This is a genomic window from Kitasatospora sp. NPDC057595, assembly GCF_042800875.1.
GTDB lineage: Bacteria > Actinomycetota > Actinomycetes > Streptomycetales > Streptomycetaceae > Kitasatospora.
Genome location: NZ_JBHVGL010000013.1, coordinates 66,956 through 90,052 on the forward strand (window position 1 = coordinate 66,956; position 23,097 = coordinate 90,052).

General features: G+C 74.6%; 19 protein-coding genes and 1 pseudogene. 15 read left to right on the plus strand and 5 right to left on the minus strand.

Annotated features, from left to right (window positions below; genetic code table 11):
• Position 1: 1 nt before the first annotated feature.
• Entirely contained in the window at positions 2-1,291 is a 1,290-nt protein-coding gene (locus ACFU9E_RS20480) for a hypothetical protein (RefSeq protein WP_380682510.1), read from the minus strand.
• 480 nt (positions 1,292-1,771) lie between these two features.
• On the opposite strand from ACFU9E_RS20480, the gene ACFU9E_RS20485 reads away from it, so the two are divergent.
• Genes ACFU9E_RS20485 through ACFU9E_RS20495 form a run of 3 tightly spaced genes read left to right on the plus strand, consistent with a single transcriptional unit; the run spans position 1,772 to position 6,308 of the window.
• A complete protein-coding gene (locus ACFU9E_RS20485) occupies positions 1,772-2,377 on the plus strand; it encodes a class F sortase (protein ID WP_380682515.1) in 606 nt (201 codons plus the stop codon).
• Positions 2,374-3,699: an alpha/beta hydrolase gene (locus ACFU9E_RS20490; protein ID WP_380682509.1), complete on the plus strand. Its 1,326-nt coding sequence runs from the start codon at positions 2,374-2,376 to the stop codon at positions 3,697-3,699. The genes ACFU9E_RS20485 and ACFU9E_RS20490 overlap by 4 nt, the downstream gene beginning before the upstream one ends.
• On the plus strand, positions 3,696-6,308 hold the full coding sequence (locus tag ACFU9E_RS20495) for a bifunctional lysylphosphatidylglycerol flippase/synthetase MprF (RefSeq protein ID WP_380682507.1): 2,613 nt from the start codon (positions 3,696-3,698) through the stop codon (positions 6,306-6,308). The genes ACFU9E_RS20490 and ACFU9E_RS20495 overlap by 4 nt, the downstream gene beginning before the upstream one ends.
• Positions 6,309-6,407: 99 nt before the next feature.
• On the opposite strand, the gene ACFU9E_RS20500 is transcribed toward ACFU9E_RS20495, so the two are convergent.
• Positions 6,408-6,839, minus strand: a complete 432-nt coding sequence (locus ACFU9E_RS20500) for an SsgA family sporulation/cell division regulator (protein ID WP_380682506.1) — start codon at positions 6,837-6,839, stop codon at positions 6,408-6,410.
• 328 nt (positions 6,840-7,167) lie between these two features.
• Here ACFU9E_RS20500 and ACFU9E_RS20505 point away from each other — a divergent pair, with 328 nt between their 5' ends.
• The 5 genes from ACFU9E_RS20505 to ACFU9E_RS20525 all read left to right on the plus strand — a co-directional run bounded on the left by ACFU9E_RS20505 (position 7,168) and on the right by ACFU9E_RS20525 (position 11,850).
• Positions 7,168-9,000 carry a DEAD/DEAH box helicase gene (locus ACFU9E_RS20505; protein WP_380682513.1) on the plus strand — a complete coding sequence of 611 codons (1,833 nt, stop codon included), beginning with the start codon at positions 7,168-7,170 and terminating at the stop codon, positions 8,998-9,000.
• Between the two features lie 266 nt (positions 9,001-9,266).
• Positions 9,267-9,512 (plus strand): TM2 domain-containing protein, encoded by a 246-nt coding sequence (locus ACFU9E_RS20510; RefSeq protein ID WP_380682505.1) that lies wholly within the window; start codon positions 9,267-9,269, stop codon positions 9,510-9,512.
• 3 nt (positions 9,513-9,515) lie between these two features.
• Positions 9,516-9,959, plus strand: coding sequence for a DUF2752 domain-containing protein (locus tag ACFU9E_RS20515; protein ID WP_380682504.1), 444 nt, complete (start codon positions 9,516-9,518; stop codon positions 9,957-9,959).
• 354 nt (positions 9,960-10,313) lie between these two features.
• A complete protein-coding gene (locus ACFU9E_RS20520) occupies positions 10,314-10,964 on the plus strand; it encodes an IclR family transcriptional regulator (protein WP_270146684.1) in 651 nt (216 codons plus the stop codon).
• A gap of 79 nt (positions 10,965-11,043) precedes the next feature.
• Entirely contained in the window at positions 11,044-11,850 is an 807-nt protein-coding gene (locus ACFU9E_RS20525; RefSeq protein ID WP_380682503.1) for a S16 family serine protease, read from the plus strand.
• 39 nt (positions 11,851-11,889) lie between these two features.
• Here ACFU9E_RS20525 and ACFU9E_RS20530 read toward each other — a convergent pair whose 3' ends face one another.
• Positions 11,890-12,465: an Lrp/AsnC family transcriptional regulator gene (locus tag ACFU9E_RS20530; protein WP_380682502.1), complete on the minus strand. Its 576-nt coding sequence runs from the start codon at positions 12,463-12,465 to the stop codon at positions 11,890-11,892.
• A gap of 301 nt (positions 12,466-12,766) precedes the next feature.
• Here ACFU9E_RS20530 and ACFU9E_RS20535 point away from each other — a divergent pair.
• A pseudogene (locus ACFU9E_RS20535) lies at positions 12,767-13,213 on the plus strand (VOC family protein); the annotation flags it as partial.
• A 27-nt stretch (positions 13,214-13,240) separates the two neighbouring features.
• Here the strand turns inward: ACFU9E_RS20535 and ACFU9E_RS20540 are convergent.
• Positions 13,241-13,798 carry a hypothetical protein gene (locus tag ACFU9E_RS20540; RefSeq protein WP_380682501.1) on the minus strand — a complete coding sequence of 186 codons (558 nt, stop codon included), beginning with the start codon at positions 13,796-13,798 and terminating at the stop codon, positions 13,241-13,243.
• A gap of 154 nt (positions 13,799-13,952) precedes the next feature.
• On the opposite strand from ACFU9E_RS20540, the gene ACFU9E_RS20545 reads away from it, so the two are divergent.
• The 4 genes from ACFU9E_RS20545 (at position 13,953) to ACFU9E_RS20560 (ending at position 19,759) form a co-directional block, all read left to right on the plus strand.
• Complete coding sequence (locus tag ACFU9E_RS20545; RefSeq protein WP_380682500.1) at positions 13,953-14,678, plus strand: response regulator transcription factor; 726 nt, start codon at positions 13,953-13,955, stop codon at positions 14,676-14,678.
• Positions 14,675-16,273 carry an ATP-binding protein gene (locus ACFU9E_RS20550; RefSeq protein WP_380682499.1) on the plus strand — a complete coding sequence of 533 codons (1,599 nt, stop codon included), beginning with the start codon at positions 14,675-14,677 and terminating at the stop codon, positions 16,271-16,273. Before ACFU9E_RS20545 ends, ACFU9E_RS20550 begins: the two co-directional genes overlap by 4 nt.
• A gap of 215 nt (positions 16,274-16,488) precedes the next feature.
• Entirely contained in the window at positions 16,489-18,162 is a 1,674-nt protein-coding gene (locus ACFU9E_RS20555) for a cellulose binding domain-containing protein (RefSeq protein ID WP_380682498.1), read from the plus strand.
• A 196-nt stretch (positions 18,163-18,358) separates the two neighbouring features.
• Positions 18,359-19,759: a glycosyltransferase 87 family protein gene (locus ACFU9E_RS20560; protein ID WP_380682497.1), complete on the plus strand. Its 1,401-nt coding sequence runs from the start codon at positions 18,359-18,361 to the stop codon at positions 19,757-19,759.
• Between the two features lie 110 nt (positions 19,760-19,869).
• Here ACFU9E_RS20560 and ACFU9E_RS20565 read toward each other — a convergent pair whose 3' ends face one another.
• Positions 19,870-20,286 carry an SsgA family sporulation/cell division regulator gene (locus ACFU9E_RS20565; protein WP_380292894.1) on the minus strand — a complete coding sequence of 139 codons (417 nt, stop codon included), beginning with the start codon at positions 20,284-20,286 and terminating at the stop codon, positions 19,870-19,872.
• A gap of 403 nt (positions 20,287-20,689) precedes the next feature.
• Here ACFU9E_RS20565 and ACFU9E_RS20570 point away from each other — a divergent pair, with 403 nt between their 5' ends.
• Positions 20,690-22,123, plus strand: coding sequence for an RDD family protein (locus tag ACFU9E_RS20570; RefSeq protein WP_380683142.1), 1,434 nt, complete (start codon positions 20,690-20,692; stop codon positions 22,121-22,123).
• 91 nt (positions 22,124-22,214) lie between these two features.
• Positions 22,215-22,952, plus strand: coding sequence for an RDD family protein (locus ACFU9E_RS20575; protein ID WP_380683141.1), 738 nt, complete (start codon positions 22,215-22,217; stop codon positions 22,950-22,952).
• Positions 22,953-23,097: the final 145 nt, after the last annotated feature.

The window sequence follows — 23,097 nt, forward strand, 5'->3', positions numbered from 1 at the left end:
CTCAGCCGGCGGCCCCGGCTGCGGCTCCGGCGGGGGCGGGGGACCCCAGGAAGGTCTCCCAGCCCCCGGCCGGGGCCTGGCCGGGGCCGAGGGTCTGCAGCTTGCGCAGCACCGCCGGGTCCTGGGCGTCCAGCCAGTCGACCAGCTGCCGGAAGGACACCAGCCGGACCTCGGGCCGCCCGGCGATCGACTTGAGCACCTCCTCGACGGCGTTCATGTAGATGCCGCCGTTCCACTCCTCGAAGTGGTTGCCGATGACGAACGGCGCGCGGTTGGTGGTGTAGGCGCGCTCGAAGCCCATCAGATAGGCGTCCCGGGCCTGGGTCTGGAAGCCGGGGTGCAGCGCCGGGTCGGCCTTGGTGTTGCTGCCGCACTGGTTGAACATGATGTTGTAGTCCATCGACAGCACCTGGAAGGTGTGCCCGGGGAACGGGATGGACTGCAGCGGGAGGTCCCAGAGCGCGCCGCCCTGGATCTTCTGCGGCCAGATCTGCGTGCCGTTGCCGCTGCTGTCGTAGCGCCAGCCGCGCCTGACGGCGGTGGGCAGCAGGTTGCGTTGCCCTTCCAGGCAGGGCGTGCGGCTGCCGATCAGCTCCTTGCGGTAGTCGAAGGGCAGCGCCGGCAGGTCCGTGAAGCCGGTGTTGGTGCGCCAGTTCATGACGAAGTCCATCGCCTGCTGGATCTCGCTGTCCCACTCCTCCGGGGACCACCGGCCGACGCCGGTGGCGCCGCAGAAGTGGCCGTTGAAGTGGGTGCCGATCTCGTGGCCCTCCAGCCAGGCGGCGTGCACGTTCTCCAGCGTGTCGTGGATGTGCTGGTCGTTGAGGTAGCCGATGTCGGAGGCGCCGGCCTTGTGCTGCGGGGGGCGGTAGAGGTCCTTGCGGGACTCCGGCAGCAGGTAGAGGCCGCTGAGGAAGAAGGTCATCGAGGCGTCGTGCTCGCGGGCGAGCCGGCGGAAGCGGCCGAACAGCCCGTTGTCGAGCTCACCGGCGCCGTCCCAGGAGAAGACCACGAACTGCGGCGGGCGCTGTCCGGGCCGCAGCGCCTCGGCGACCGGCTGGCCCGGCTGCGGGCCGGTGTCCGAGGTGGAGCCGTCGCCGATCAGGGTGACCGGGGGCTTGGCCGCCTCGGTCGGGGCCGGCGCGTTGTCCGCGGCCGGGGTGGTCGGTACCGGGGCCGGAGTGGTCGCCTGCCCGCCGCCCGGGTCCGTCCGGGCCGCGCAGCCGGCGGCGAGGGCGGCGGCGCCGGCCGCGCCCGCGGCCAGCAGGGTGCGGCGGGAGAGAGCGTCCATGGTCACTCCGTTCGTGGGGCGTGCACGGGGGCGGGCACGGCGGGCCGCGGCGCACGGCCGTCCGGGCAGGCAACGGGTGCCCGGTCGGACAAGTGCGGTGATAGGCCTGTGAACGGGGTCAGCATGGCATGCGATCGAGATCGGTCAGTGCTTCACCACGGACGGTCGGAACTCATCGCCCGAAGGATGCAACCGGGACGCCGTTCCTGAGTGTCCGATGAATCGATCGTCGTCATTCCTGGCAGCCGCCGGGTAACCGGAGGGTGACGCGGCGGTGACGTCTCACCCCTTCGGGCCAGACCTTGCCCCTGAGGCCCGCCGATCGGGGGGAGCGAGTACGACCAGCGTATGAATGTGGCATAGGGTCCGATCCGGTTGCATGGTTCTCAGGAACTTCCCAGGAACCGTCAACCGGTTCGACGTCAGCAGAGGGGAGCGCCGGTGGGCGCCCAGCAGAGCAGGAGCCCGTGGCCGGGCACCATGGCGGTCGGTGCCGCGCTCGTGCTCGGCGCGTGGCTGCTGCACGACGGCTCGACCGCCGTGCTGCCGCCGGCCCCCGGTACCGGGCAGGCCCTCAGCGGCTTCGCCCCGGTCTCCGTGGTACCGCCGCTCGGCCCCTCCCGGCCGACCCGGATCCGCATCCCCGCGGTCCGGCTCGACGCCCCCGTCACCGGCCTCGGCCTCGACCGGGACGGCCACCTGCAGGCCCCGCCGGACGAGGACCGCAACCTCGCCGGCTGGTACCGGGACGGCGCCACCCCCGGCCAGCGCGGTACGGCGATCATCGCCGGACACGTCGACAACGACCGCGGGCCCGCCGTCTTCTACCACCTGGGCGCCCTGCACCGCGGCGACCGGATCGAGATCCTCCGCGAGGACGGCCGGACCGCCGTCTACCAGCTCTACGCCATCGAAGTGCACGACCGAAAGGACTTCCCGGACGACCGGGTGTACCGCCAGGCCGCCGACGCCCAACTCCGGGTGATCACCTGCGGCGGCGGGTACAGCGAGGAGCACGGCTACGACGGCAACGTCGTCGCCTACGGCTTCCTCGCCGACACCACGCGCCCGGGGAAACCCGTATGACCTCCCTCACCACCACCGAACTCGCCGTCCGCTGGAACCCGCTCGACTGGCCGCTCACCCACGGCCCGATCCCGTACGCCGTGCTCGCGGCCGGCTGGGTCGCGCTGGGGCTGCTCGTCCTCTCCCGCGACCGGCGCTGGCTCGGCCTGCGCCCGCTCGGCGCCCTGCTCCTCGCCGCCGCCCTCACCGGCGCGATCAAGGTCGTCGTGGACGGGTGGTGGCACCCCTTCCCCGAGGGCACCCCCGACTACGTGGTCGGCTGGGTCGCGCTCGCCGTGCTCGCGCTGACCCTGGCCGGCTTCCGCGTCCCGCTGCTGCCCGGCCGGCAGCGCTTCCTGGCGGCCGGCGGCGCGGCACTGGTGGTGCTGATGGCGGCCTCGCAGGTCAACCGCGGCTTCGACCAGTACCCGACGGCCCGCGTCATGCTGGCGCCCAGGACCCAGGCGCTGACCACCGGCAAGGCCCCCGAGGTGGTGACCGCGCCGACCGGCAAGGTGCTGGAGGAGGTCTGGCACGCCCCGGCCGACCTGCCCGGGAAGGGCACCGTCTCGACCACCCCGATCCCCGGGACCAAGTCCGGCTTCGACGCCCGCGACGCCTACGTCTACCTGCCCCCCGCCTACCAGGCCAGCCCCCGGCCGATGCTGCCGGTGCTGGTGCTGATGGCCGGCCAGCCCGGCAACCCGTCCGACTGGGTGAACTCCGGCGGCATGCAGGAGCGGCTGGACGCCTTCGCCGCCGACCACCAGGGCCTCGCCCCGATCGTGGTGATGGTGGACCAGATCGCCACCATGTGGGGCAACAGCCTCTGCATGGACTCCAACGTCGCCCGGGCCCAGACCTACCTCGCCCAGGACGTCCCCGACTGGATCCACGGCCACCTCCAGACCGCCACCGGCCGCGGCGCCTTCGTCATCGGCGGCGCCTCGCTGGGCGGCACCTGCGCGCTCCAGCTGGCCGTCAACGCGCCGCAGGTCTACGGCTCGTTCATCGACGTCTCGGGCCAGGACGAGCCCACCCTGGGCAGCCACGACGAGACCGTCGAGAAGGCCTTCGACGGCGACGAGAAGGCCTTCGAGGCCGTCGACCCGGCGCACCTGATGGCCGCCCGCCAGTACCCGGACACCGCCGGCGTCTTCGCGGTCGGGGCCGGCGACGGCGACTTCCGCCCGCAACAGGAGACGATGTACGCCGCCGCACAGAAGGCCGGGATGAAGGTGGAGTTCCAAGCGATCCCCGGCGGCCACAGCTGGACGGTGTTCCGGGAGGCGCTCGACCGGAACCTGCCCTGGCTCGCCCGGCAGACCGGGATGATCCGGTGATCCGGCTCGGCGCCGCGCCCGCCCGGGCCCTGGTCGGCGAGCGGCAACCGCTGCGGGACGGCGGGCAACCGGCCCCGCGGGTCCCCGAACAGTCCCGCGGCGAGTCCGCCCCCGGCTCCGGCGCACCCGCGCCGCGGCCCCCGCAGCGGCTGGCCCGCGCCGCGGCCCGGACCGCCGCCCTCGCCACCCGGCTGGCCGCCCGGCTCGGCGAGGCCCCGCTCACCCTCGTGCTGCTGGTCGGCCTCTGGGCCGTCGGCGCCGCCACCGGCAGCCTCGCCCGCGGCCCGTCCGCCGCCCTGCTGGAGCGGGTCGGCGCCGGCTCCCCGACCCTCGGCGAGGGCCGCTGGTGGACGCCGCTCACCTCGCTGTTCTGGTGCTCCGGCATCGGCGCCTACGTCTTCACCAGCCTGCTGCTGCTCCTGGTCGCCCCGGCCGCCGAGCGCCGGCTCGGCGCGCTGCGGACCCTCGGGGTGCTGGTCGCCGGGCAGCTGGCCGGCGCCCTGGCCGGCACCGGGCTGGTCGCGGCCGGCGCCGTCTCCGGCGAGCAGTGGACCACCTCGGTCGTCGACCAGAACGCGGTCGGCCCCGCCGTCGGCCTGTTCGCGCTGGCCGGCGTGCTCGGCTACCGGCTCACCGTGCTCTGGCGCCGCCGGCTGCACCTGCTGGTGGTGCTGGTGCCGCTGGTGATGGCGCTGTACGTGGGGCACCTGCAGAGCGTGCAGTGCTTCTCCGGCGCCCTGGCCGGGCTGGCCGCCGGGGCGCTGCTCTCGCGCGGCCGCCCGCACCTGCGCTCGCACCGCTCCTCGCACACCGAGACCCGGGTGCTGGTGGCGCTCTGCCTGGTCGCCGCCGCGCTCGGCCCGCTGATCGCCTCGCTCTACGACAACGCCGCCGGCCCGTTCAACACCTTCTCGGAGATCTACCTCTCGCACCGGCTCAGCCCGGACGAGGTCGCCGACTTCTGCGCGGTCTCGGCCCACGACTGCGCCCGCGCGCACGCCGTCGAGCGGATCTTCGACACCCCGGCCCGGCTGATGGCCGCGCTCTTCCCGGCGCTGCTGCTGGTGCTGGCCGAGGGCCTGCGCCGCGGCCTGCGGCTCGCCTGGCGGATCACCGTCGCCACCGAACTGCTCTGGACCGCCATGCTGGTCTGGCTGTTCACCGAGACCGGCACCGGCTCGGGCGGCGTCGTCCAGTACTTCGTCGAGGCGCTGCTGCTGCCGCTGATCACCACCGGACTGCTGCTGGCCACCCGCAAGCGCTTCCCGCTGCGGCTGCCCGTCGCGGTGCTCGGCCGGCTGGCCGCGGTGCTCGGCGGCGCGCTGCTGGTCGCCAGCGCCGCGTACACCGGGCTGGGGATGCTGGTCGCCGGGCAGTTCGAGCCGGTCGCGAGCTTCCGCGGGCTGGTCGCCGGGCTGCCGGCGCAGTACCTGCCGCCCGCCTACAACGACCTGCTGCCCGACTACCCGGTCGCGGTCGGGCCGTTCGCCCGCGTCCTGGAGACCTACTGCGGACTGGCCTTCTGGGCGGTCGCGCTGGGCGCGCTGCTGGTGGTCTTCCGCCGGCCGGTGGTGCACGTCGACGCCGAGGACGCCGCGCGGGCCCGCACCCTGCTCACCGAGCACGGCGGCGGCACGCTCTCCTTCCTCACCACCTGGGACGGCAACCACTACTGGTTCGACGAGGACGGCCGGGCGGCCGTCGCCTACCGGGTGCTGAACACCGTGGCGCTGACCACCGGCGACCCGTTCGGCGACCCGGAGGCACGCGCCCGCGCGGTGGCCGGCTTCGCCCGGTACTGCGACGCGCGCGGCTGGACGCCCTGCTTCTACAGCGTCACGCCGGAGACCCGGGCCGCCGCCGGGCAGCTCGGCTGGCGCTCGCTGCAGGTCGCCGAGGACACCGTGGTCGCGCTGCCGGACCTGGCCTTCACCGGCCGCAAGTGGCAGGACATCCGCACCGCGCTCAACAAGGCCGGCAAGCAGGGCATCACCGCCGAGTGGTGGTCGTACCACGAGGCGCCGCTCGCGCTGAAGGAGCAGATCCGCGCCATCTCCGAGGAGTGGGTCTCGGAGAAGGGGCTGCCCGAGATGGGCTTCACCCTCGGCGGCCTGGAGGAGCTGGACGACCCGGCGGTGCGGCTGCTGATCGCCGTCGACCAGGACCGCGCCGTGCACGGGCTGACCAGCTGGATGCCGGTCTACGAGAACGGCGAGCCGGTCGGCTGGACGCTGGACTTCATGCGCCGGCGCTCGGACGGTTTCCGCGGCGTCACCGAGTTCCTGATCGCCTCCGCGGCGCTCGGCTTCAAGCAGGAGGGCGCGCGCTTCGTCTCGCTCTCCGGCGCCCCGCTGGCCCGCTCGGAGAAGGAGCCGCCGACCGGGCTGCAGAAGACCCTGGACTGGCTGGGCCGGGCGCTGGAGCCGGTGTACGGCTTCCGCTCCCTGCTCGCGTTCAAGGCGAAGTTCCAGCCGGAGTACCGGCCGATGTACATGGCCTACCCGGACCCGGCCGCGCTTCCCAGCATCACCCGGGCGATCGGCAAGGCGTACCTGCCGCACCTCACCCCGGCGCAGGGCGTACGGCTGATGCGCAAGCTCTCGGCCTAGCGGGCCCGTCGGAGCGCCCCCGGAGGCGAACGGGCGAACGGCTGCGGCTGCCCGGGCCCCGGTCCCGGGCGGCCGCCGACGTGCGCCCCGCCGGGCCGCTCAGCCGAGCAGCTGGGCGAGGGCGCGGTCGGCGTCCAGGTACAGGTGCTCCTCGCCCTCGGGGACGAGCAGGCGGCTGCGCCACAGGAAGCGCCGCAGGTCGGCGGTGTCGAACTGGACCATCGCGGTGCCCTCGGGCGCGCGCAGCTCGACCAGGGTGCGCCGGCCGAGGCCGGGCCGGACGTGCACGTCGCCGATGCCGGAGGGCACCTCCAGGCCGGAGGAGAGCAGCCGACGGGCGAAGACCCAGACGATGTCGTCGGCCGGCCCGCCGCCGTCGGCCTCGTCGTCCAGCGAGAACTCGGCGGGGAAGGCCATCCGGACGGCGAGCGGGTCCTCCGGGAGGTAGGTCATGGTGACCCGCAGCCGGACGGAGCGGTGGGCGGAGAGGACCAGACGGGCCTGGACGGTCTCTTCGGCGGTGGCGTGCACGGTGATTCCCTTCGGTGGGGGCGAGGCCGGTGACGGCGTGGAGGGTTGGGGCGGCCTCACCCGGAAGAGAGGCGGTGGAGGGGGTTCCGCTTACCGCGCTTTCGCGACTTTCTCCTGTGATCCACCTCACATCGATTTCCGGCCGAACCGGCGGCCCACCGGCCGGGCGCGCGCGCCGCCCGGCCCCGCCGCGGCCGCCCGAACGCCGCCGGGCCCGGTACGCTGGGCGGGTTGTCCGAACGCCGTCCGACCGTGGGACGAGGCCGCAAAATCGCCTCTGACCTGCGATGATCCCCCCTCGGAGACCGTGAGTACTGCCGCCGCCTCGATGCCGCTCTTCTCCGACGCGCAGGAGCCGCACGCGCCCGTCCGGGCCGCCGGCCAAGCCGCGCCGACCTCCTCCCACCACCTGTCCCCGGCTTTCCCCGGCCGCGCCCCCTGGGGCACCGCGGGCAAGCTCCGGGCCTGGCAGCAGGGTGCGCTGGACAAGTACATCGAGAACCAGCCGCGCGACTTCCTCGCCGTCGCGACCCCGGGCGCCGGTAAGACCACCTTCGCGCTGACCCTGGCCTCCTACCTGCTCCACAACCATCTGGTGCAGCAGGTCACCGTGGTCGCGCCGACCGAGCACCTGAAGAAGCAGTGGGCCGAGGCCGCCGCCCGGATAGGCATCCGGCTCGACCCGGCGTACTCCTCCGGGCCGCTCTCCCGGGACTACCACGGCATCGTGGTCACCTACGCGGGCGTCGGCGTGAACCCGATGCTGCACCGCAACCGGACCGAGGCCCGCAAGACGCTGGTCATCATGGACGAGATCCACCACGCCGGTGACTCGAAGTCCTGGGGCGAGGCCTGCTTCGAGGCCTTCGAGCCGGCCACCCGGCGGCTGGCGCTGACCGGTACGCCGTTCCGCTCGGACACCAACCCGATCCCGTTCGTCCAGTACGAGGCGGGGAGCGACGGCATCCGCAAGTCGATCGCCGACTACACCTACGGCTACGGGCACGCGCTCGCCGACCATGTCGTCCGTCCGGTGATCTTCCTGTCGTACAGCGGCAACATGCGCTGGCGCACCAAGTCCGGCGACGAGCTGGAGGCCAGGCTCGGCGAGCCGATGACCAAGGACCTGATCGCCCAGGCCTGGCGCACCGCGCTCTCCCCGCAGGGCGAGTGGATCCCGTCCGTGCTGCAGGCCGCAGACCGCCGGCTCAGCGAGGTCCGCAAGGCGATCCCGGACGCCGGCGGCCTGGTGATCGCCACCGACCAGAACGTGGCCCGCGCCTACGCCAAGATGCTGCGCGAGATCAGCGGCGAGAAGGTCACCCTGGTCCTCTCCGACGAGACCGAGGCCTCCCAGCGGATCTCCGACTACGCGGCCGGGGACTCGCGCTGGATGGTCGCGGTCCGCATGGTGTCCGAGGGCGTCGACGTGCCCCGGCTCTGCGTCGGCGTGTACGCCACCTCGATCTCCACCCCGCTGTTCTTCGCCCAGGCCGTCGGCCGCTTCGTGCGCGCCCGCAAGCGCGGCGAGACCGCCTCCGTCTTCCTGCCGACCATCCCGATGCTGCTGGGCTTCGCCAACGAGATGGAGCTCCAGCGCGATCACGTGCTGGACCGGCCGAAGAAGGAGGGCGAGGGCCTCTTCGACGAGGAGGACCGGCTGCTCGCCGAGGCCGAGCGGGCCAACGACGGCCCGGGCGGCGCGGGCGGCGAGGAGTTCTCCTACGAGGCGCTGGGCTCCGAGGCGGTCTTCGACCGGGTGCTGTACAACGCCATGGAGTTCGGCATGCAGGCGCACCCGGGCAGCGAGGAGGAGGAGGACTACCTCGGCATCCCGGGCCTGCTGGAGCCGGACCAGGTGCAGATGCTGCTGCAGAAGCGCCAGCACCGGCAGATCCAGCGGAGCAAGGGCAAGCCGGCCGAGGAGGCCGACCTGCTGGAGCTGCCCGCCGAGCAGCGGCCGGTCGTGACCCACCAGGAACTGCGTGAGCTGCGCAAGGAGTTGAACGCGCTGGTGGCCGCCTGGCACCACCGCACCAGCCAGCCGCACGGGACCGTCCACAACGAGCTGCGCCGTCAGTGCGGCGGTCCGCTCACGGCCCAGGCCACCGCCAACCAGCTGAAGGCGCGGATCGCCAAGATCCGTGAGTGGGCGAAGTAACGGTCCGTCGGCGGCGCGGACGGCAGGACCGTAAAGGTCATGTGACGTTCAGATATACGCGAAGGTTTTGTGGAGACAGCCGGTCAGATGATCGGCTAGTCTTCGGCGTGCTGCGCCGCCTCCGGGCCGCCGACGCCATCCGCCCCCCGTCCGGGGTCGGTCGTCGCAGTTCCCGGTGAACCCGGCCGGCACCTCACCGACCCGGGAGGACGCGACGCTCCGTCGTGCGCTCGGGCCTGTCTGTCTTTCCAAGGAGCACACCCAACGTGTCGTACCAGCAGCCCTACGCCCAGCAGCCCGAGCTCTCCGACAAGTCGAAGGTCGTCGCCGGCGTTCTGCAGATCCTGCTCGGCGGCCTGGGCGTCGGTCGCTTCTACACCGGCCACATCGGCATGGGCATCGCCCAGCTGCTGACCTGCGGTGGCCTCGGCGTCTGGTCGCTGATCGACGGCATCCTGTTCCTCACCAGCAACGACCGCACCGACTCCCAGGGCCGTCTGCTGCGCGGCTGACCCTTGGTCGCATCCGCGAAGGCGCGTCGCCGCCCCGGCCGTCCCGGTCGGGGCGGCTTCGCCGTTCCCGAACGGCTGCGCACGGCCTGGGCGCCGGTCGGGGTGCTGGTCGGCGGCGTGGCGGGCTCCGCCTACCTGTGGTCGCGCAACCCCCACCTGCCCGGGCAGATGCTGCCGTTCTGCCCCTGGCGCAAGGTCACCGGGCTGCAGTGCCCCGGCTGCGGCGGCACCCGGATGGCCTACGACCTGCTGCACGGCGACCTCGCCGCCGCCTGGCACGACAACGCGGCGCTGCTGCTCGCGCTGCCGCTGGTGGCCGTGACCTACCTGGCCTGGCTGCGGCACGGGCTGGCGGGGCGGCGCTGGCAGCCGCCGCTCGGCCGGCGGGGGACGGCCGTGCTGCTCGGCGTGGCGACCGTCTGGACCGTCCTGCGCAACGTGCTCTGACACCACGTCGCTCCGGTACGACGTGTTCCGGCCCGATCCGTCCGGAACTCGGACTGTGGTCGAACTTGCGAACGTCTGGTAGCGGCGTTCTGGGCCGTTTTGACACGGTTTGACGGGGCGTGCGAAATTGATCTTGCCCGAATTTTGGACAAACACTTCCGCCGCCGCATTTCCTTCACTACCTTTCCCACACGCTCTCCCGCCGGGCGACCCCCGCGAGACGGGCGTCGCAGGGCCCCAGGACGTCAAGGACGACTCTCCGCGGCCCGAGCGCGGCCACCCACCTGCGCGCGACCCCCGAGTCCCGGACCGGCCCGCCGATCCGCGACCCGCCGCGGAAAGGAATTGCGCGTCGTGACTGCAGAGACCTCCCAGACCCTGGACCGCGGTGTCCGGGTCCTCAAACTGCTCGCCGACTCGGAGCGCGGGCTCACCGTGACCGAGCTGGCGGCCCGCCTCGCCGTCAACCGGACGGTCGTCTACCGGCTGCTGGCCACCCTGGAACAGCACGGACTGGTCCGCCGGGACATCGGCGGCCGTGCCCGGGTCGGCCTGGGCGTCCTGCGGCTCGCCCACCGGGTCCACCCGCTGCTGCGCGAGGCGGCGCTGCCCGCGCTGCGCAGCCTCGCCGAGGACCTCGGCGCCACCGCCCACCTCACCCTGGTGGACGGCAACGAGGCGCTCGCGGTGGCCGTGGTCGAACCCAGCTGGACCGACTTCCACGTCGCCTACCGGACCGGGCTGCGCCACCCGCTGGGGGAGAGCGCGGCCGGCCGGGCGATCCTGGAGGCCCGGGCCTTCCCGAGCCAGCGGCGGCCGGAGCAGGGCTTCGTCATCACCCGGGCGGAGGAGCAGTCGGGGGCGTCCGGCGCGGCCGCGGCGCTGCTCGGCCTGAGCGGCATCGAGGGCAGCGTCGGCGTGGTGATGCTCAACGGCCTCGTCCCGGAGCGGGTCGGCCCCCGGGTGGTCGAGGCCGCCACCGAGGTCGCCGACGCGCTGCGCTGAGCGCTCCGCCGCGGCGGGCGGGCCGTCCGGGTGGCCGTGTGCGTGCCCGCCGGACGGCCCGGTGTGTTTGGATGCCTCTGTGTCCGACACCAAGCTGCCCCCGGCCCTCACCGCTCCCCGGACCCGGGCCCTCGCGCTCTGCGGCGCCCTGGTCACCGCGCTGTTCGGCGTGGCCGCCTTCGTCCCGCTGCCGTACACGCTGACGTTTCCCGGCGTGACCGCGGACACCCTCGGCAGCTACCAGGACCGGCCGGTGCTCACCATCACCGGCGCGCCGGTCCGCAGCACCCAGGGACAGCTGCGGATGGTGACCATCTCGGCGACCAATCCCGGGGAGCGGACCAGCCTCTGGCGCTCGCTGCAGGCCTGGTTCGACGAGGACGAGGCCATCCGGCCCACCGACACCGTCTACCCGCAGGGCAACCCGGCCAAGGCCGAGGAGGTCAACGCCCAGCAGATGGTGGAGTCCCAGGACGCCGCCACCACGGCCGCGCTGTCCTACCTCCAGCTGTCGCCCGCCCAGGTGAAGGTGAAGGTCGACCTCGGTGACATCGGCGGCCCGAGCGCCGGCCAGATGCTCGCGCTCGGCATCATCGACAAGCTCGCCGGGGACGGCAAGGGCGGCGACCTCACCGGCGGGCTGACCATCGCCGGCACCGGGACCATCGACGACCAGGGCGTGGTCGGCGCGGTCGGCGGCGTGCCGCTCAAGACCCAGGCGGCGGCCCGGGACGGCGCGACCGTCTTCCTGCTGCCCAAGGACGAGTGCGCGGACGCCAAGGTGAACACGCCCGCCGGGCTGCGGCTGGTGCCGGTCGGCACGCTGGCGGAGTCGGTCTCCGCGCTGGAGGCGCTGCGCACCGGCGGGGCCGTCGCCACCTGCTGAGCGGCCCCACCTGCCGAGCCGCCCCGGCCGTCGGGCCGGCTACTCGGCGGCGGCCTGGTCGACCAGCGGCAGGATCCGGTACGGCACCGGGTTCTCCAGCGCGATGGCCGTCGAGGAGCGGACGATCCCGTCGAAGCCGACCACCCGGTCGATCACCCGCTGCAGATCGGCGTTGGAGCGGGCCACGATCCGCACCATCATGTCGCCGTGCCCGGTGATGGTGTGCAGCTCCAGCACCTCCGGCACCGCCGCCAGGTGCTCGCGCACGTCCGTGCCCTGGCCCTGGGAGATCTCCAGGGTCGCGAAGGCCGTCACCGGGTAGCCCAGCGCCGCCGGGTCCACCTCCGGGCCGAAACCGCCGATCACCCCGCGCGCCTGGAGCCGGTCCAGCCGGGCCTGCACCGTGCCGCGGGCCACCTGGAGCCGGCGCGAGCACTCCAGCACGCCGATCCGCGGCTCCTCGGCGAGCAGCCGGATCAGCCGGCCGTCCAGGGCGTCGATGGCGTCGTTGGTGCTTCCGGCGAGTCCGCCCGGGGCAGCGGAAGGCCCTTGCCCAGTGGGTGAGTTGGGCGGTCCGGGGGCGACCGGGGGGGTGGCGGCGTGGGCGGGGGGCATCGCGGGGGCTCCGTCCTCCGATGGGCATTCTGTACAGCGGTGCGTCCGATTCTCCCGTCCCGGAGCGCAGCTTGACCAGGAGGAAACGGAACAGTTGCGCGGAAGTCGGCCCGGCGCCACCCTCCAGCCACAACCCCGTGCGCCCGCCCCACCCCGGCGTGCCGGGGGCGACCCGTGGTCCCGCACCCCCACCGGGAGGGCTGACATGACCGACACCACCGTCGAACGCGTGCTGCCGACGGCCGGCCCGGGCCCCGGGGGCCTGCGCGCCGTCGCCCCGGAGGAACCCGGGCTGCTCCCGATGGGCCGCGCCGACGCGGTGGTCTTCGCGGTCGGCGACGCCGAGCGGGCGGCCCACCGGTACGCGGTCGCCCTCGGGCTGCGCTGCACCGCGTACGCCGGGCCCGAGACCGGCGAGCCGGAGACCGTCTCCTACGTGCTGCGGGCGCCCGGGACGCGCTTCGTGCTGACCTCGCTCGTCCAGGCGATCGGCCCGCGCGGCCGGGAGCTGGCCGAGCACCTGGCCCGGCACGGCGACGGGGTGATCGACCTCGCGGTCGCGGTGCCGGACGTCTGTTACGCGTACGACTACGCCGTCGACCGGGGCGCGGCCTCGCTCGCCGAGCCCTACGAGGTGCGGGACGCGTACGGCACCGTGGTGCTCGCCGCGATCGGGGTGCCGGGCGGGACCAGACACACCCTGGTCGACCGCTCCCGGTACCGCGGGCCCTACCTGCCGGGCTACGTGCCCTTCGAGCGCTGGTGACGGCGGCGGTCAGCGGACGGCGAGGTCGACCCTCGGCGGGTAGCCGTTCCAGGAGACGATCACCGAGTTGGCCTGGGCGTCCTTGGTGAAGTCCACCCGGAGCCACCCGGGGCCGTCCCAGACCAGCATCTGCCACCCCGAGTCCGGGGTGGCAGAGACCAGCGAGGCCCGGTCCGACTGGATGTCCAGGGCGACCTTTCCGCCCGGGACGAGGTAACTGTGCACGGAGGACGTGGTGCTGCCGACCGGGGACGGGCGGTGCGAGCTCGGCGCGGCGGCCGACGGGGTGGCGGAGGCCGTCGGCGTCGGCCTGGGCGGGGCCGCCGACGCCCGGACGGTGGACGGCGGCGCGGTCGGCTCGGTACGGCCGGTCGACTGCGGCGGCGTCGCCGAGGGCGTCGGCACGGGTCTCGCGCCCTCGGCCGAGGCCGGCGAGGGCAGCGGCAGCGCGGTGGGCTGTTCGAAGGCGGCGCCGGTCAGCACGGCGTGCACGCCGAACCAGGACAGCGCCACCGCCGCCCCGGTGGCCGCCGCCCAGGCGCCGAGCTGTACCAGTCCGTTCCGCATCGTGCGCACATCCTGCCGTATCCCCCGGTCGCGCAGGTGGGCGCCCCGGTACTTCCACAGGGAACTTGCACAACTGCGGCCCGCGCGCCGCAGACCTGCGCGAACCACCCCGAGGTACAGACCATTCGGGGCCGATGGCGTACCGTGCAGCCCCATGGCAACAGTGCTCGTGGTCGAGGACGACCCCTTCGTACGATCCGCCCTCATCCGCCACCTGACCGACACCGGCCACGCGGTTCGCAGCGTGGGCACGGCACTTGAGGCGCTGCGCGAGGTCGCCCAGGTCGGCTGCGACCTGGTGATCCTGGACCTCGGCCTGCCGGATCTGGACGGCAGCGAGGCGCTCAAGATGATCCGTGGCCTGACCAACGTCCCGGTCATCATCTCCACCGCCCGGGACGACGAGGCCGAGATCGTCCGGCTGCTCAACGACGGGGCCGACGACTACCTGGTGAAACCGTTCTCCGGGGAGCATCTGAGTGCCCGGATGGCCGCCGTGCTGCGCCGGCTCGGCGGTGGGGCGGCCCCGGTCAGCCAGGTGCTGCGGGTCGGCGGGCTGGCGATCGACCTCCAGCGCCGGGAGGCCTCGCTGGACGGCCGGGCGCTGGACCTGACCCGCCGTGAGTTCGACCTGCTGGCCTTCCTCGCCGCCCGGCCGGGCGTGGTGGTGCCGCGCAAGGAGATCCTGGCCGAGGTGTGGCGGCAGACCTACGGCGGGGACCAGACCATCGACGTGCACCTGTCCTGGCTGCGCCGCAAGCTCGGTGAGACCGCGTCGAACCCGCGCTACCTGCACACCGTGCGCGGGGTCGGGGTCCGGCTGGAGGCGTCCGGGCAGGCCGCCGGACCCGGTGCCGTCCCCGTGGAGCGCCGGACATGAGGAGGCTGCGGCACTCGCTGCGCTGGGCCCTGATCAAGGCCGCCGTGGCCGGGACCACCATGGTCGCGCTGGCGTTCCTCATCCCGCTCGGCCTGATGGTCCAGCAGACCGCCCGGGACCGGGCGTTCACGGCCGCCGAGCGGCAGGCCGCGGCGCTCGGCCCGGCACTGGCCATCACCACCGACGAGGACGCCATCGCCCGGGCGGTGGCCTCGACGGACGCGGGTGCGCAGGGGCGGATGGCGGTGCACCTGCCGCCGGCGGAGGGCGCCGTGGCGGCCGGTTCCGCCTCCGGGACGGCCGGCGGTGCGGGCGGGGTGGCCGCAGCGCCGGGCGGGACGGGGGCGGGGACGGTACCGGGCGCGGCCGGTCCGCAGGGGGCGGCAGCCGCCGTGGGGGTGCCGGGGGTCGCCGCCGTACCGGGGACCGCGAGGGCCGCCGCGGGCGCCGCCTCCGCCGACGGGGCGACCATCGGCGAAGTCCGGGCGCTGGACGCCGACGTGGCCACCGCGGGCGGCCAGGGGCGCTCGTTCACCGTGCAGGTGCCGGGCGGCTTCGCGCTGCTCCAGCCGGTCGCCGTGGACACCGTGCGGACCGCCGTGGTCGAGGTCTTCGTGGCCGACGGTGACCTCACCCGGGGCGTGGCCACGGCCTGGCAGGTGCTCTCCGGGGTCGCGCTCGGGTTGGTCGCCATCTCGGTGCTGGTCGCCGACCGGATGGGCGCCCGGATCGTCGGCTCGGCCCGTCGGCTCGCCGCCGCCGCCCGATCGCTCGGCGCGGGCAATCTGACGGTCCGGGTGCCGGTGGACGGCAAGCAGGCCGCGGGCAGCCCGGCGGAGTTGCACGAGGCCGCCCACGCGTTCAACGCGATGGCCGACCGGGTCGTCCAACTGCTCGCCGCCGAGCGGGAGTTGGCGGCCGACCTGTCGCACCGGCTGCGCACCCCGCTGACCGTGCTGCGGCTGAACGCCGCCTCGCTCGGCGAGGGCGACGCGGCCGACGCCACCCGGCACGCCGTGTCGCAGCTGGAGCGCGAGGTCGACCAGATCATCCGCTCGGCCCGCCGGGCGCCCGAGGACGCGCCCGCCGTCACCGTCGGCTGCGACGCCGCCGAGGTGATCCGCGAGCGGGTCGGCTTCTGGTCCGCGCTCGCCGAGGACGAGGGCCGTCCCTGGCAGCTGGCCGGCGCCGAGCGCGAGACGCCCGTCCCGGTCCAGCGCGGCGACCTGGCCGCGGCGGTGGACGCGCTGCTCGGCAACGTCTTCCGGCACACCGCGGTCGGCACCGCCTTCTCGGTGGACGTGCTGCCCACCGAGAGTTCGGTGATCGTGCTGGTCGGGGACGCCGGTCCGGGCTTCACCGATCCGCAGGCCGCGCTGAAGCGCGGCGAGGGCCACGGCGGGGAGGGCTCCACCGGCCTCGGGCTGGACATCGTCCGCAAGCTCGCCGAGGCCACCGGCGGTGACCTCGCGCTCGGTGCCTCGGCCGTGCTCGGCGGCGCCGAGATCCGGCTGCGGCTGCGCACCCGGCAGGACGGCACCGAGCCCCCGCGGGCCGGCAGACGGCGCGGCCGCGGGCCGCTGTTCCCTCGCTGACCGGGGCCGCCGGGCACGGGTGATGAAAGGTTTCGGCGCTTCGTCAGGCTTCGGGAGGGCCGGGGGAGGAGCGGGCTCCCCCTCTTTCTTAAGCGCGCCGTAAGGGAGTTCTACCCCTGGCTCAGCAGGCGGTTTCCGGCCATTGTGCGCCGTTAGCGTCGTCGGCGTCGGTCACCCCCTCGACCGCGCACCTGCCAGCCCCGGAGGTAAGCCCCATGACGACCCAGCAGCCCCACCGCCGCCCCGGCGGCCGCCGCCGGCACAGCCGCAAGGGCGTGCTGATCGGCGCCTCGGCGGTCGCCGCCGCGCTGGTCGCCGGGGGCGTGGTCGTCCTCGCCTCCTCGGCCAGCGCCGCCTCGCTCGGCGCCGTCTACACCCGCACCAGCAGCTGGGACTCCGGCTACACCGGCCAGTACCTGGTCACCAACCCGGACGGCAGCGCCATCGAGGACTGGACGCTCACCTTCGACCTGCCGGCGGGCGCGAAGATCGACTCGCTCTGGAACGCCACCTTCACGGCGGACGGCCAGCACGTCACGGTCCGGCCGGAGGCGTGGAGCAAGCGGCTGGAGCCGGGCAGGAGCGTCGTGGTCGGCTTTGTCGCCCAGGGCGCCGGCGCCGCGCAGGCGGAGCCGGGCAACTGCCTGATCAACCAGAGCGCCTGCAAGCCGGGGGACGGCACCGCGGCCACCCCGTCCGGCCGGCCGACCACCACCGCGACGGCCTCCCCGTCCGCCTCCGCCTCGGTCACGGCGTCCGCCACGGCCACCGCGACCGCCACGGCGAGCGCCACCGCCACCGGCGCGCCGACCACCGGGGCGCCCAGCCCCAGCGCCACGGCGACCACCCGGCCCACCACCCCGGCCCCGACGGCCACCGCGACCGCCACCACCACGGCCGTGCCCACCACCCCGGCCCCCACCACCCCGGCGCCCACCGCGACCGCGACCGGCACCCCCGCCCCGGCCGGCGGTGCCGGCTTCAGCCCGTTCGTCGACACCTCGCTCTACCCGCCCTACGACCTGGTCGCCACCGCCAAGGCGAGCGGCGTCAAGGACTTCAACCTGGCCTTCGTCGTCGCCGCTGGCGGCTGCACCCCGAAGTGGGGCGGCGTGAGCGACCTCGCCGCCGACGCGGTGGCCGCCCAGATCGGCGCCCTGCGCGCGATCGGCGGCGACGTCCGGGTCTCCTTCGGCGGTGCCAACGGCAGCGAGCCGGCTCTCGCCTGCTCCTCGGTCGCCGACCTCACCGCCGTCTACCAGAAGACCGTGGACGCCTACGGCCTCACCAAGATCGACTTCGACGTCGAGGGCGGCGCGATCGCCAACGCGGCCGCCAACACCCGTCGCGCCCAGGCCATCGTCCAGCTCCAGAAGAACGCCGCCGCCAAGGGCAAGGCCCTGGAGGTCTCCTTCACCCTCCCCGTGCTCCCCTCCGGCCTGACCCAGGAGGGCGTCAACCTGGTCGCCGACGCCAAGAACAACGGTGTGGCGATCAGTGCGGTCAACGTCATGGCGATGGACTTCGGTGACGGCGTCGCCCCCAACCCGCAGGGCCAGATGGGCAAGTACGCCATCGCCGCGGCCACCGCCACCCAGGCCCAGGTGAAGAGCGTGCTCGGGCTCGACGACGCGACCGCCTGGCGCAAGGTCGCGGTCACCCCGATGATCGGCGTCAACGACGTCGCCAGTGAGGTCTTCACCGTCGCCGACGCCAAGCAGCTCGCCGACTTCGCCAAGAGCAAGCACCTGGCCTGGCTGTCGATGTGGTCCGGCACCCGCGACAAGGCCTGCGAGGGCGGCGCCAAGCCGTACGCCGACGCCAGCTGCAGCTCGATCGTCCAGCAGCCGCTGGACTTCACCCGGGCCCTCGGCGCCTACACCGGCTGATCCGCCGCAGCGGCTGATCTCCCGCAGCGGCAGATCCGCCTCCACCCACTCCGGCCGTCCGTGCCCCGACCGCAACGGGGCACGGCCGGCCGGCACCACATCCCGGCCCATCACTCTCCGTGATCGATACGATCCGGACCGGCCGCAGGGCATCGGGTATCGTCGCTGGTTGGCCGACCGGCGGACGGAGCGAAGAGTGACAGCGGTGCAAGACGAGCGCGGCGCGGTACCCACCGCACCGGACCGGGCACCCGCCCCTCCGTCGGACCGGCTGCGCACCGCTCTCGGCGCGCCCCTGCGTGCCCTGCGCGAGGCCCCGCGTCGGCCGCTGCTGGCCGCCTCCGCGGTCGCGTTGTTCTCCCTGCTCGGCTACGCGGTGGTCCGGCACTTCGCGCACACCTCGATGGTGGACATGATCGTCTACCGGGCCGAGGGCGCCGCCGTCGCCAACGGCGAGGACCTCTACGGACTGCGCGTCACGCAGTGGGACCTGCCCGCCACCTACCCGCCGTTCGCCGCGATGCTGTTCGTGCCGACGACCTGGTTCCCGATCCCGTTCCTACGGGTCGCGGTCACGCTCTGCAACCTCGGACTGCTCGCGCTGCTCACCCACCTGTCGTTCAAGCTGGTCGGCTGGCCGCGCCGGGACCTGCGGGCGATCGGCGTGATCCTGGTCACCGGCGTCGGCGTCTGGCTCGAACCCGTCTACACCACGCTGCGCTACGGCCAGATCAACCTCGCGCTGGCCTGCCTCATCCTCTGGGACCTCACCCGCCCCGACGGGCGCCGCAGCAAGGGCGTCGCGATCGGCATCGCCGCCGGCATCAAGCTCACCCCCGGCCTGTTCGCGGTCTACCTGCTGCTCACCGGCCGCGTACGGGCCGCGTTCGTGGCCGGCGCGACCTTCCTCGGCACCTTCCTGCTCGGCGCGCTCGTCCTGCCGGACGCCACCTGGGGTTTCTGGACCAAGTACCTCTACGACTCCTCCCGGGTCGGCAAGACCGAGATCGTCGACAACCAGGCGCTCAGCGGCGCCGTCGCCCGGCTGCTGCACACCGCCGACCCCGGCACCGCCGCCACCCTGGCCGCCGTCGTCGTCGCGGTGGCCGGCCTCGGCGTCGCCGTCTGGGCCGCCCGCAGCTCGCGCTGGCTGTCGCGCTCCGAGGCCTGGGGCGTCTGCTGCGCCGCCGTCACCGCCGTGCTGATCTCGCCGATCAGCTGGACCCACCACTGGGTCTGGTGCGTGCCGCTGCTCGTGCTGCTCGCCTGCGAGGCGGCGGTCGAACGGGCCCGTCCGGCCGCCGTCCGGAAGATCCGCTGGCGGGCCGCCTTCGGGGCCACGCTGGTCGCCTTCCTGTCCTTCGCGATGTGGCTCGCCAAGCCGCAGGGCGCGAAGGTGCTGGAGCTGTCGCCGCTCCGCCAGATCCCGACCTCGGTCTATCCGCTCGTCGGGATCGCCTTCCTGCTGGCCGCCGCGCTACGCGTGCGCGCCCGGCGCCTGGCGGCCGGTGTGCCGGCGGCGGCGCTGCCCGGGCAGCGCGACGGCGAACGGCCGGACTCCGCGCGCGAGCGTCAGCAGGCCCCCGCGGCCCGCTGAATCGGCCGGCCCGCCGTGGCCGGGGCGGCTCGTGCATCCCGTGCGCCCTGCTTGCCCCGCGCTGCTCGCGTACCCCGTGCGCCCTGCTCGCCCCGCGCTGCTCGCGCGCCTCACGCGAGCAGCGCGGCCAGCGAGCCGTCCATGTCCAGCGCGGCCATCTCGCTGCCCGGCGGCACCAGCCGGTGCGCCCGCTCCAGCCAGGCGGCCACCGCCGGCAGCGGTGCCTCCAGCAGCGCGTCCCCGGCCGGCGAGCTCAGCGCCAGGCAGAGCACGCTGCGCCGGCCCGAGCGGGTCGGCCAGATCCGCACGTCACCCTGGCCGCAGGGCCGGAAGGTGCCCTCCACCAGCAGCTCACGGGCGAACACCCAGGTCACCGGCGAGCCGGTGTCCAGGTGGAAGGTGATGTGCACGGCGTAGGGGTCGTGGCTCCCGTAGGACAGCCGGGCCGGGACGGGGACGCTGTGCTCGGGGGAGAGCACCAGGTTGAGCTCCAGCTCGTGCTCGACCACGCTCGTCGGGCGCTCCATGATCGGGTTCCTCTCTGCCTGCGGTTGGTGCCCGTTTCCGGGCCCTGTGACCTTGGAGAGCGCGGCCCGGGAGCGCTCTTACACGGGTTTCCGGGTTTTCTCGGGATTCTTTCGCGGAGATCCGTCGGCGGTGGTGTGGGGAGTGGTGAACGCTGGGCGGTGGGCGCGCGGTCGGGCGTGCGCGCCGTCTTCCTTACCGTGGGCGGCCCCGGCCTGTCCGGTGAATGGCCAACTTCGCTCCGCCCGCCCGCCGAGGCACTACCCTTTGTGACTGCCCGGCGACTGTCCGCCTCCTCGGCGGCACCCCTCGCGCCGACGGCGGAGCCACCCGGGTCGCCCGTGCCACCGTCGCGCACCCCCTCGCCGGGCGAGCCGCATCGGCCTGCCAGGAAAGCGAGCCCCCATGACGGACCGGCCCCTCGCCGGCGGCAGCACGGACACGGCCGCCGGCCCCGCGCCGGGCTACTACCCCGACCCCTCCATCCCCGGCTTCGTCCGCTACTGGGGCGGCTCCGCCTGGGTGCCCGGCACCAGCCGGCCCGCCCCGGCCGAGGGCGAGGTGCTCGAACCGCCCCGGTACGCGACCCGTCCGCCGGGGCCGGCGGTGGCCGGCCGGGCCGGGACGGGGCGGTACGTGCCGCCACCGGTGGCCGCCGAACCGGCGGGGGAGCCCGAGGGGGGTGCCGCGGGGGAGGCTCGGCGGCCGTCGTCCGGCGGGGACAGCGGGCCGGTGTACCTGGACCAGACGGGGGGCGGGGCGTCGTTCACCTTCGTGGTGCCGGAGAACGGGCCGGTGTTCCGCCGCGGTGGGGAGCGGGCGCCCGTCGCGGGGCCGGGGCCGGGGCCCTCGTCGGGGCCGGAGGCCGGGGTGGGGGCGGAGTCGGCCGGGTGGCAGGTGGATCACCGGGCGCAGCACGGGCCGATGGAGGCGGGCGGCGCGTCGCGCTGGGTGTCCTGGGGGGTGTTGCCGGAGGAGGTGGAGCAGCCGCCCGTCGAAGCGCCGCCCGTGGAGGCGCCGCCTGTTGAGGTGCTGCCCGTTGAGGTGCTGCCCGTCCCGGAGCGGGCGGGCGTTCCCGAGCAGGCCGATCCGTTGCCCGTCCCCGCCCCGGCGCCGGTGCCGGTGCCGGGGCCGACCCCGGTGGTGGCCCCGGCACCCGTCCCGGCACCCGCGCCGGATCCGCCGCTCGTGGTGGTGGAGGCCGCGCAGGAGGTCGTGGAGAAGGCCGAACCCGCCCCGTCCGCGCCCCCGGCCGTCCGTCCCGCCGCCCCCGTCCGCCCGTCCCCGTCGCCGTCCCCGTCCCCCGCTCCGCGCCGCCGTGCCGGGGCGGCGGCGCCCCGCCCCGCCGGGCTCGGCCGCCGCCTGGTCGCCCGGCTGGTCGACACCGCCGTGCTGGCCGTGGTCGCCGTCGCCGCGGGCGTCCCGCTCGGCCGCTCGGTCGAGGCCCACCTCCAGCGCAAGCTGGACCGGGCGCGGATGGCCAGCCGCCTCGCCCACCGCCAGGTCGACGTCTGGCTGGTCGACGGCACGGTGCTCGGCAAGGCCGCCGTCCTGCTCGGCATCCTGCTGTTCGTCGGCCTGCTCTACGAAGTCCTGCCGACCGCGGGCACCGGCCAGACCTTCGGCAAGCGGCTCGCCCGGATCCGGGTGATCGCGGTGGCCCGCACGCCGGGGGCCGCCGCCCCGGCCCGCCCAGGGCTCGGCCGCTCCCTGGTCCGCTGGCTGGTCCGGCAGGTCTCGATGCTGCTGGTGGCCGGCCTGTTCTGGCCGCTGTTCGACCGGCCGGCCCGGCGCGGCTGGCACGACCGGGCGGCCCGCACCCGGGTCGTCCGGCGCTGAGGTTCCACCGGCCTCCCACCTGCGTGGTGTTGTCGGACAAAACGGTGTCAATATCCCAAATTCATACAATGCGTGATGTTCTACTCGGGGCATGAGCACCTACGACCCCTCAGGCCCCGAGCCGGAGGGGGGCGGCAAGCCCTCCTTCGGCAAGCAGCCCCCGCAGTCGGGCGGCGGCACGCCGGAAGGTACGCCGTCGGACCCGTACGGCACCCCGCCCCCGGACGGCCCGCCACCGAGCGGGGGCCCCGGCGCGTACGGCGGCACCTACGGGGGCGCTCCCGCAGGCCCGCCCTACGGACAGAACCCCTACGGGCAGTCGCCGTACGACCAGCCCCCGCCCGGTTACGGCCCCGCCGGGTACGGCGCGCCCGGTCCCGGTCACGGCCCCGGACCCGTCCCCGGAATGCCCCCGCTCGGCAGCTGGCCCAACCGGATCCTCGCCCGGCTGATCGACTACGTCCTGGTGCAGGCCGTCGCCCTCGTCCTGGTCCTGCCGTTCGCCGGCCACGCCGACCGCTCGGCCTCGGCCGGCGCCTTCTGGGTCGCCTGCGCGATCTACTTCGTCTACGAGGGCCTGATGCTCAGCCGGGACGGGCAGACCCTCGGCAAGAAGGCCATGAAGGTCCGGGTCGCCATGCTCGTCGACGGCAACTCCCCGACCCAGGCGGCCGCCTGGACCAGGGCGGCGGTCTTCATCCTGCCCGCCGTGCTCTGCTGCGCCGCGCTCTGGTGGCTCGTCGACGGCCTGTTCGGCGTCTTCGACAAGCCCTACCGGCAGTGCATCCACGACAAGGCCGCGAAGACCGTGGTGGTCTCCACCGCCTGAGCCGTCGGCCCGGCCCGGGGCCGCCCCTCGGTTCCGTCTCTCGCGTCCGCCGACCGGCGTGCGGTGCCTCCGCGCGCCGGTCGGCCGCGTACGGGGCGCGCGGAGGGCGTGCGGGCTCGCGGACTCGCCCCCGGGGCCGTCGGCC

Coding starts and splice junctions, on each gene's coding strand:
- ACFU9E_RS20555 (WP_380682498.1), top strand. CDS start 16,489: ATGACGACCCAGCAGCCCCACCGCCGCCCCGGCGGCCGCCGCCGGCAC.
- ACFU9E_RS20550 (WP_380682499.1), top strand. CDS start 14,675: ATGAGGAGGCTGCGGCACTCGCTGCGCTGGGCCCTGATCAAGGCCGCC.
- ACFU9E_RS20575 (WP_380683141.1), top strand. CDS start 22,215: ATGAGCACCTACGACCCCTCAGGCCCCGAGCCGGAGGGGGGCGGCAAG.
- ACFU9E_RS20545 (WP_380682500.1), top strand. CDS start 13,953: ATGGCAACAGTGCTCGTGGTCGAGGACGACCCCTTCGTACGATCCGCC.
- ACFU9E_RS20570 (WP_380683142.1), top strand. CDS start 20,690: ATGACGGACCGGCCCCTCGCCGGCGGCAGCACGGACACGGCCGCCGGC.
- ACFU9E_RS20485 (WP_380682515.1), top strand. CDS start 1,772: ATGGCGGTCGGTGCCGCGCTCGTGCTCGGCGCGTGGCTGCTGCACGAC.
- ACFU9E_RS20490 (WP_380682509.1), top strand. CDS start 2,374: ATGACCTCCCTCACCACCACCGAACTCGCCGTCCGCTGGAACCCGCTC.
- ACFU9E_RS20565 (WP_380292894.1), bottom strand. CDS start 20,286: ATGGAGCGCCCGACGAGCGTGGTCGAGCACGAGCTGGAGCTCAACCTG.
- ACFU9E_RS20530 (WP_380682502.1), bottom strand. CDS start 12,465: ATGCCCCCCGCCCACGCCGCCACCCCCCCGGTCGCCCCCGGACCGCCC.
- ACFU9E_RS20505 (WP_380682513.1), top strand. CDS start 7,168: ATGCCGCTCTTCTCCGACGCGCAGGAGCCGCACGCGCCCGTCCGGGCC.
- ACFU9E_RS20540 (WP_380682501.1), bottom strand. CDS start 13,798: ATGCGGAACGGACTGGTACAGCTCGGCGCCTGGGCGGCGGCCACCGGG.
- ACFU9E_RS20480 (WP_380682510.1), bottom strand. CDS start 1,291: ATGGACGCTCTCTCCCGCCGCACCCTGCTGGCCGCGGGCGCGGCCGGC.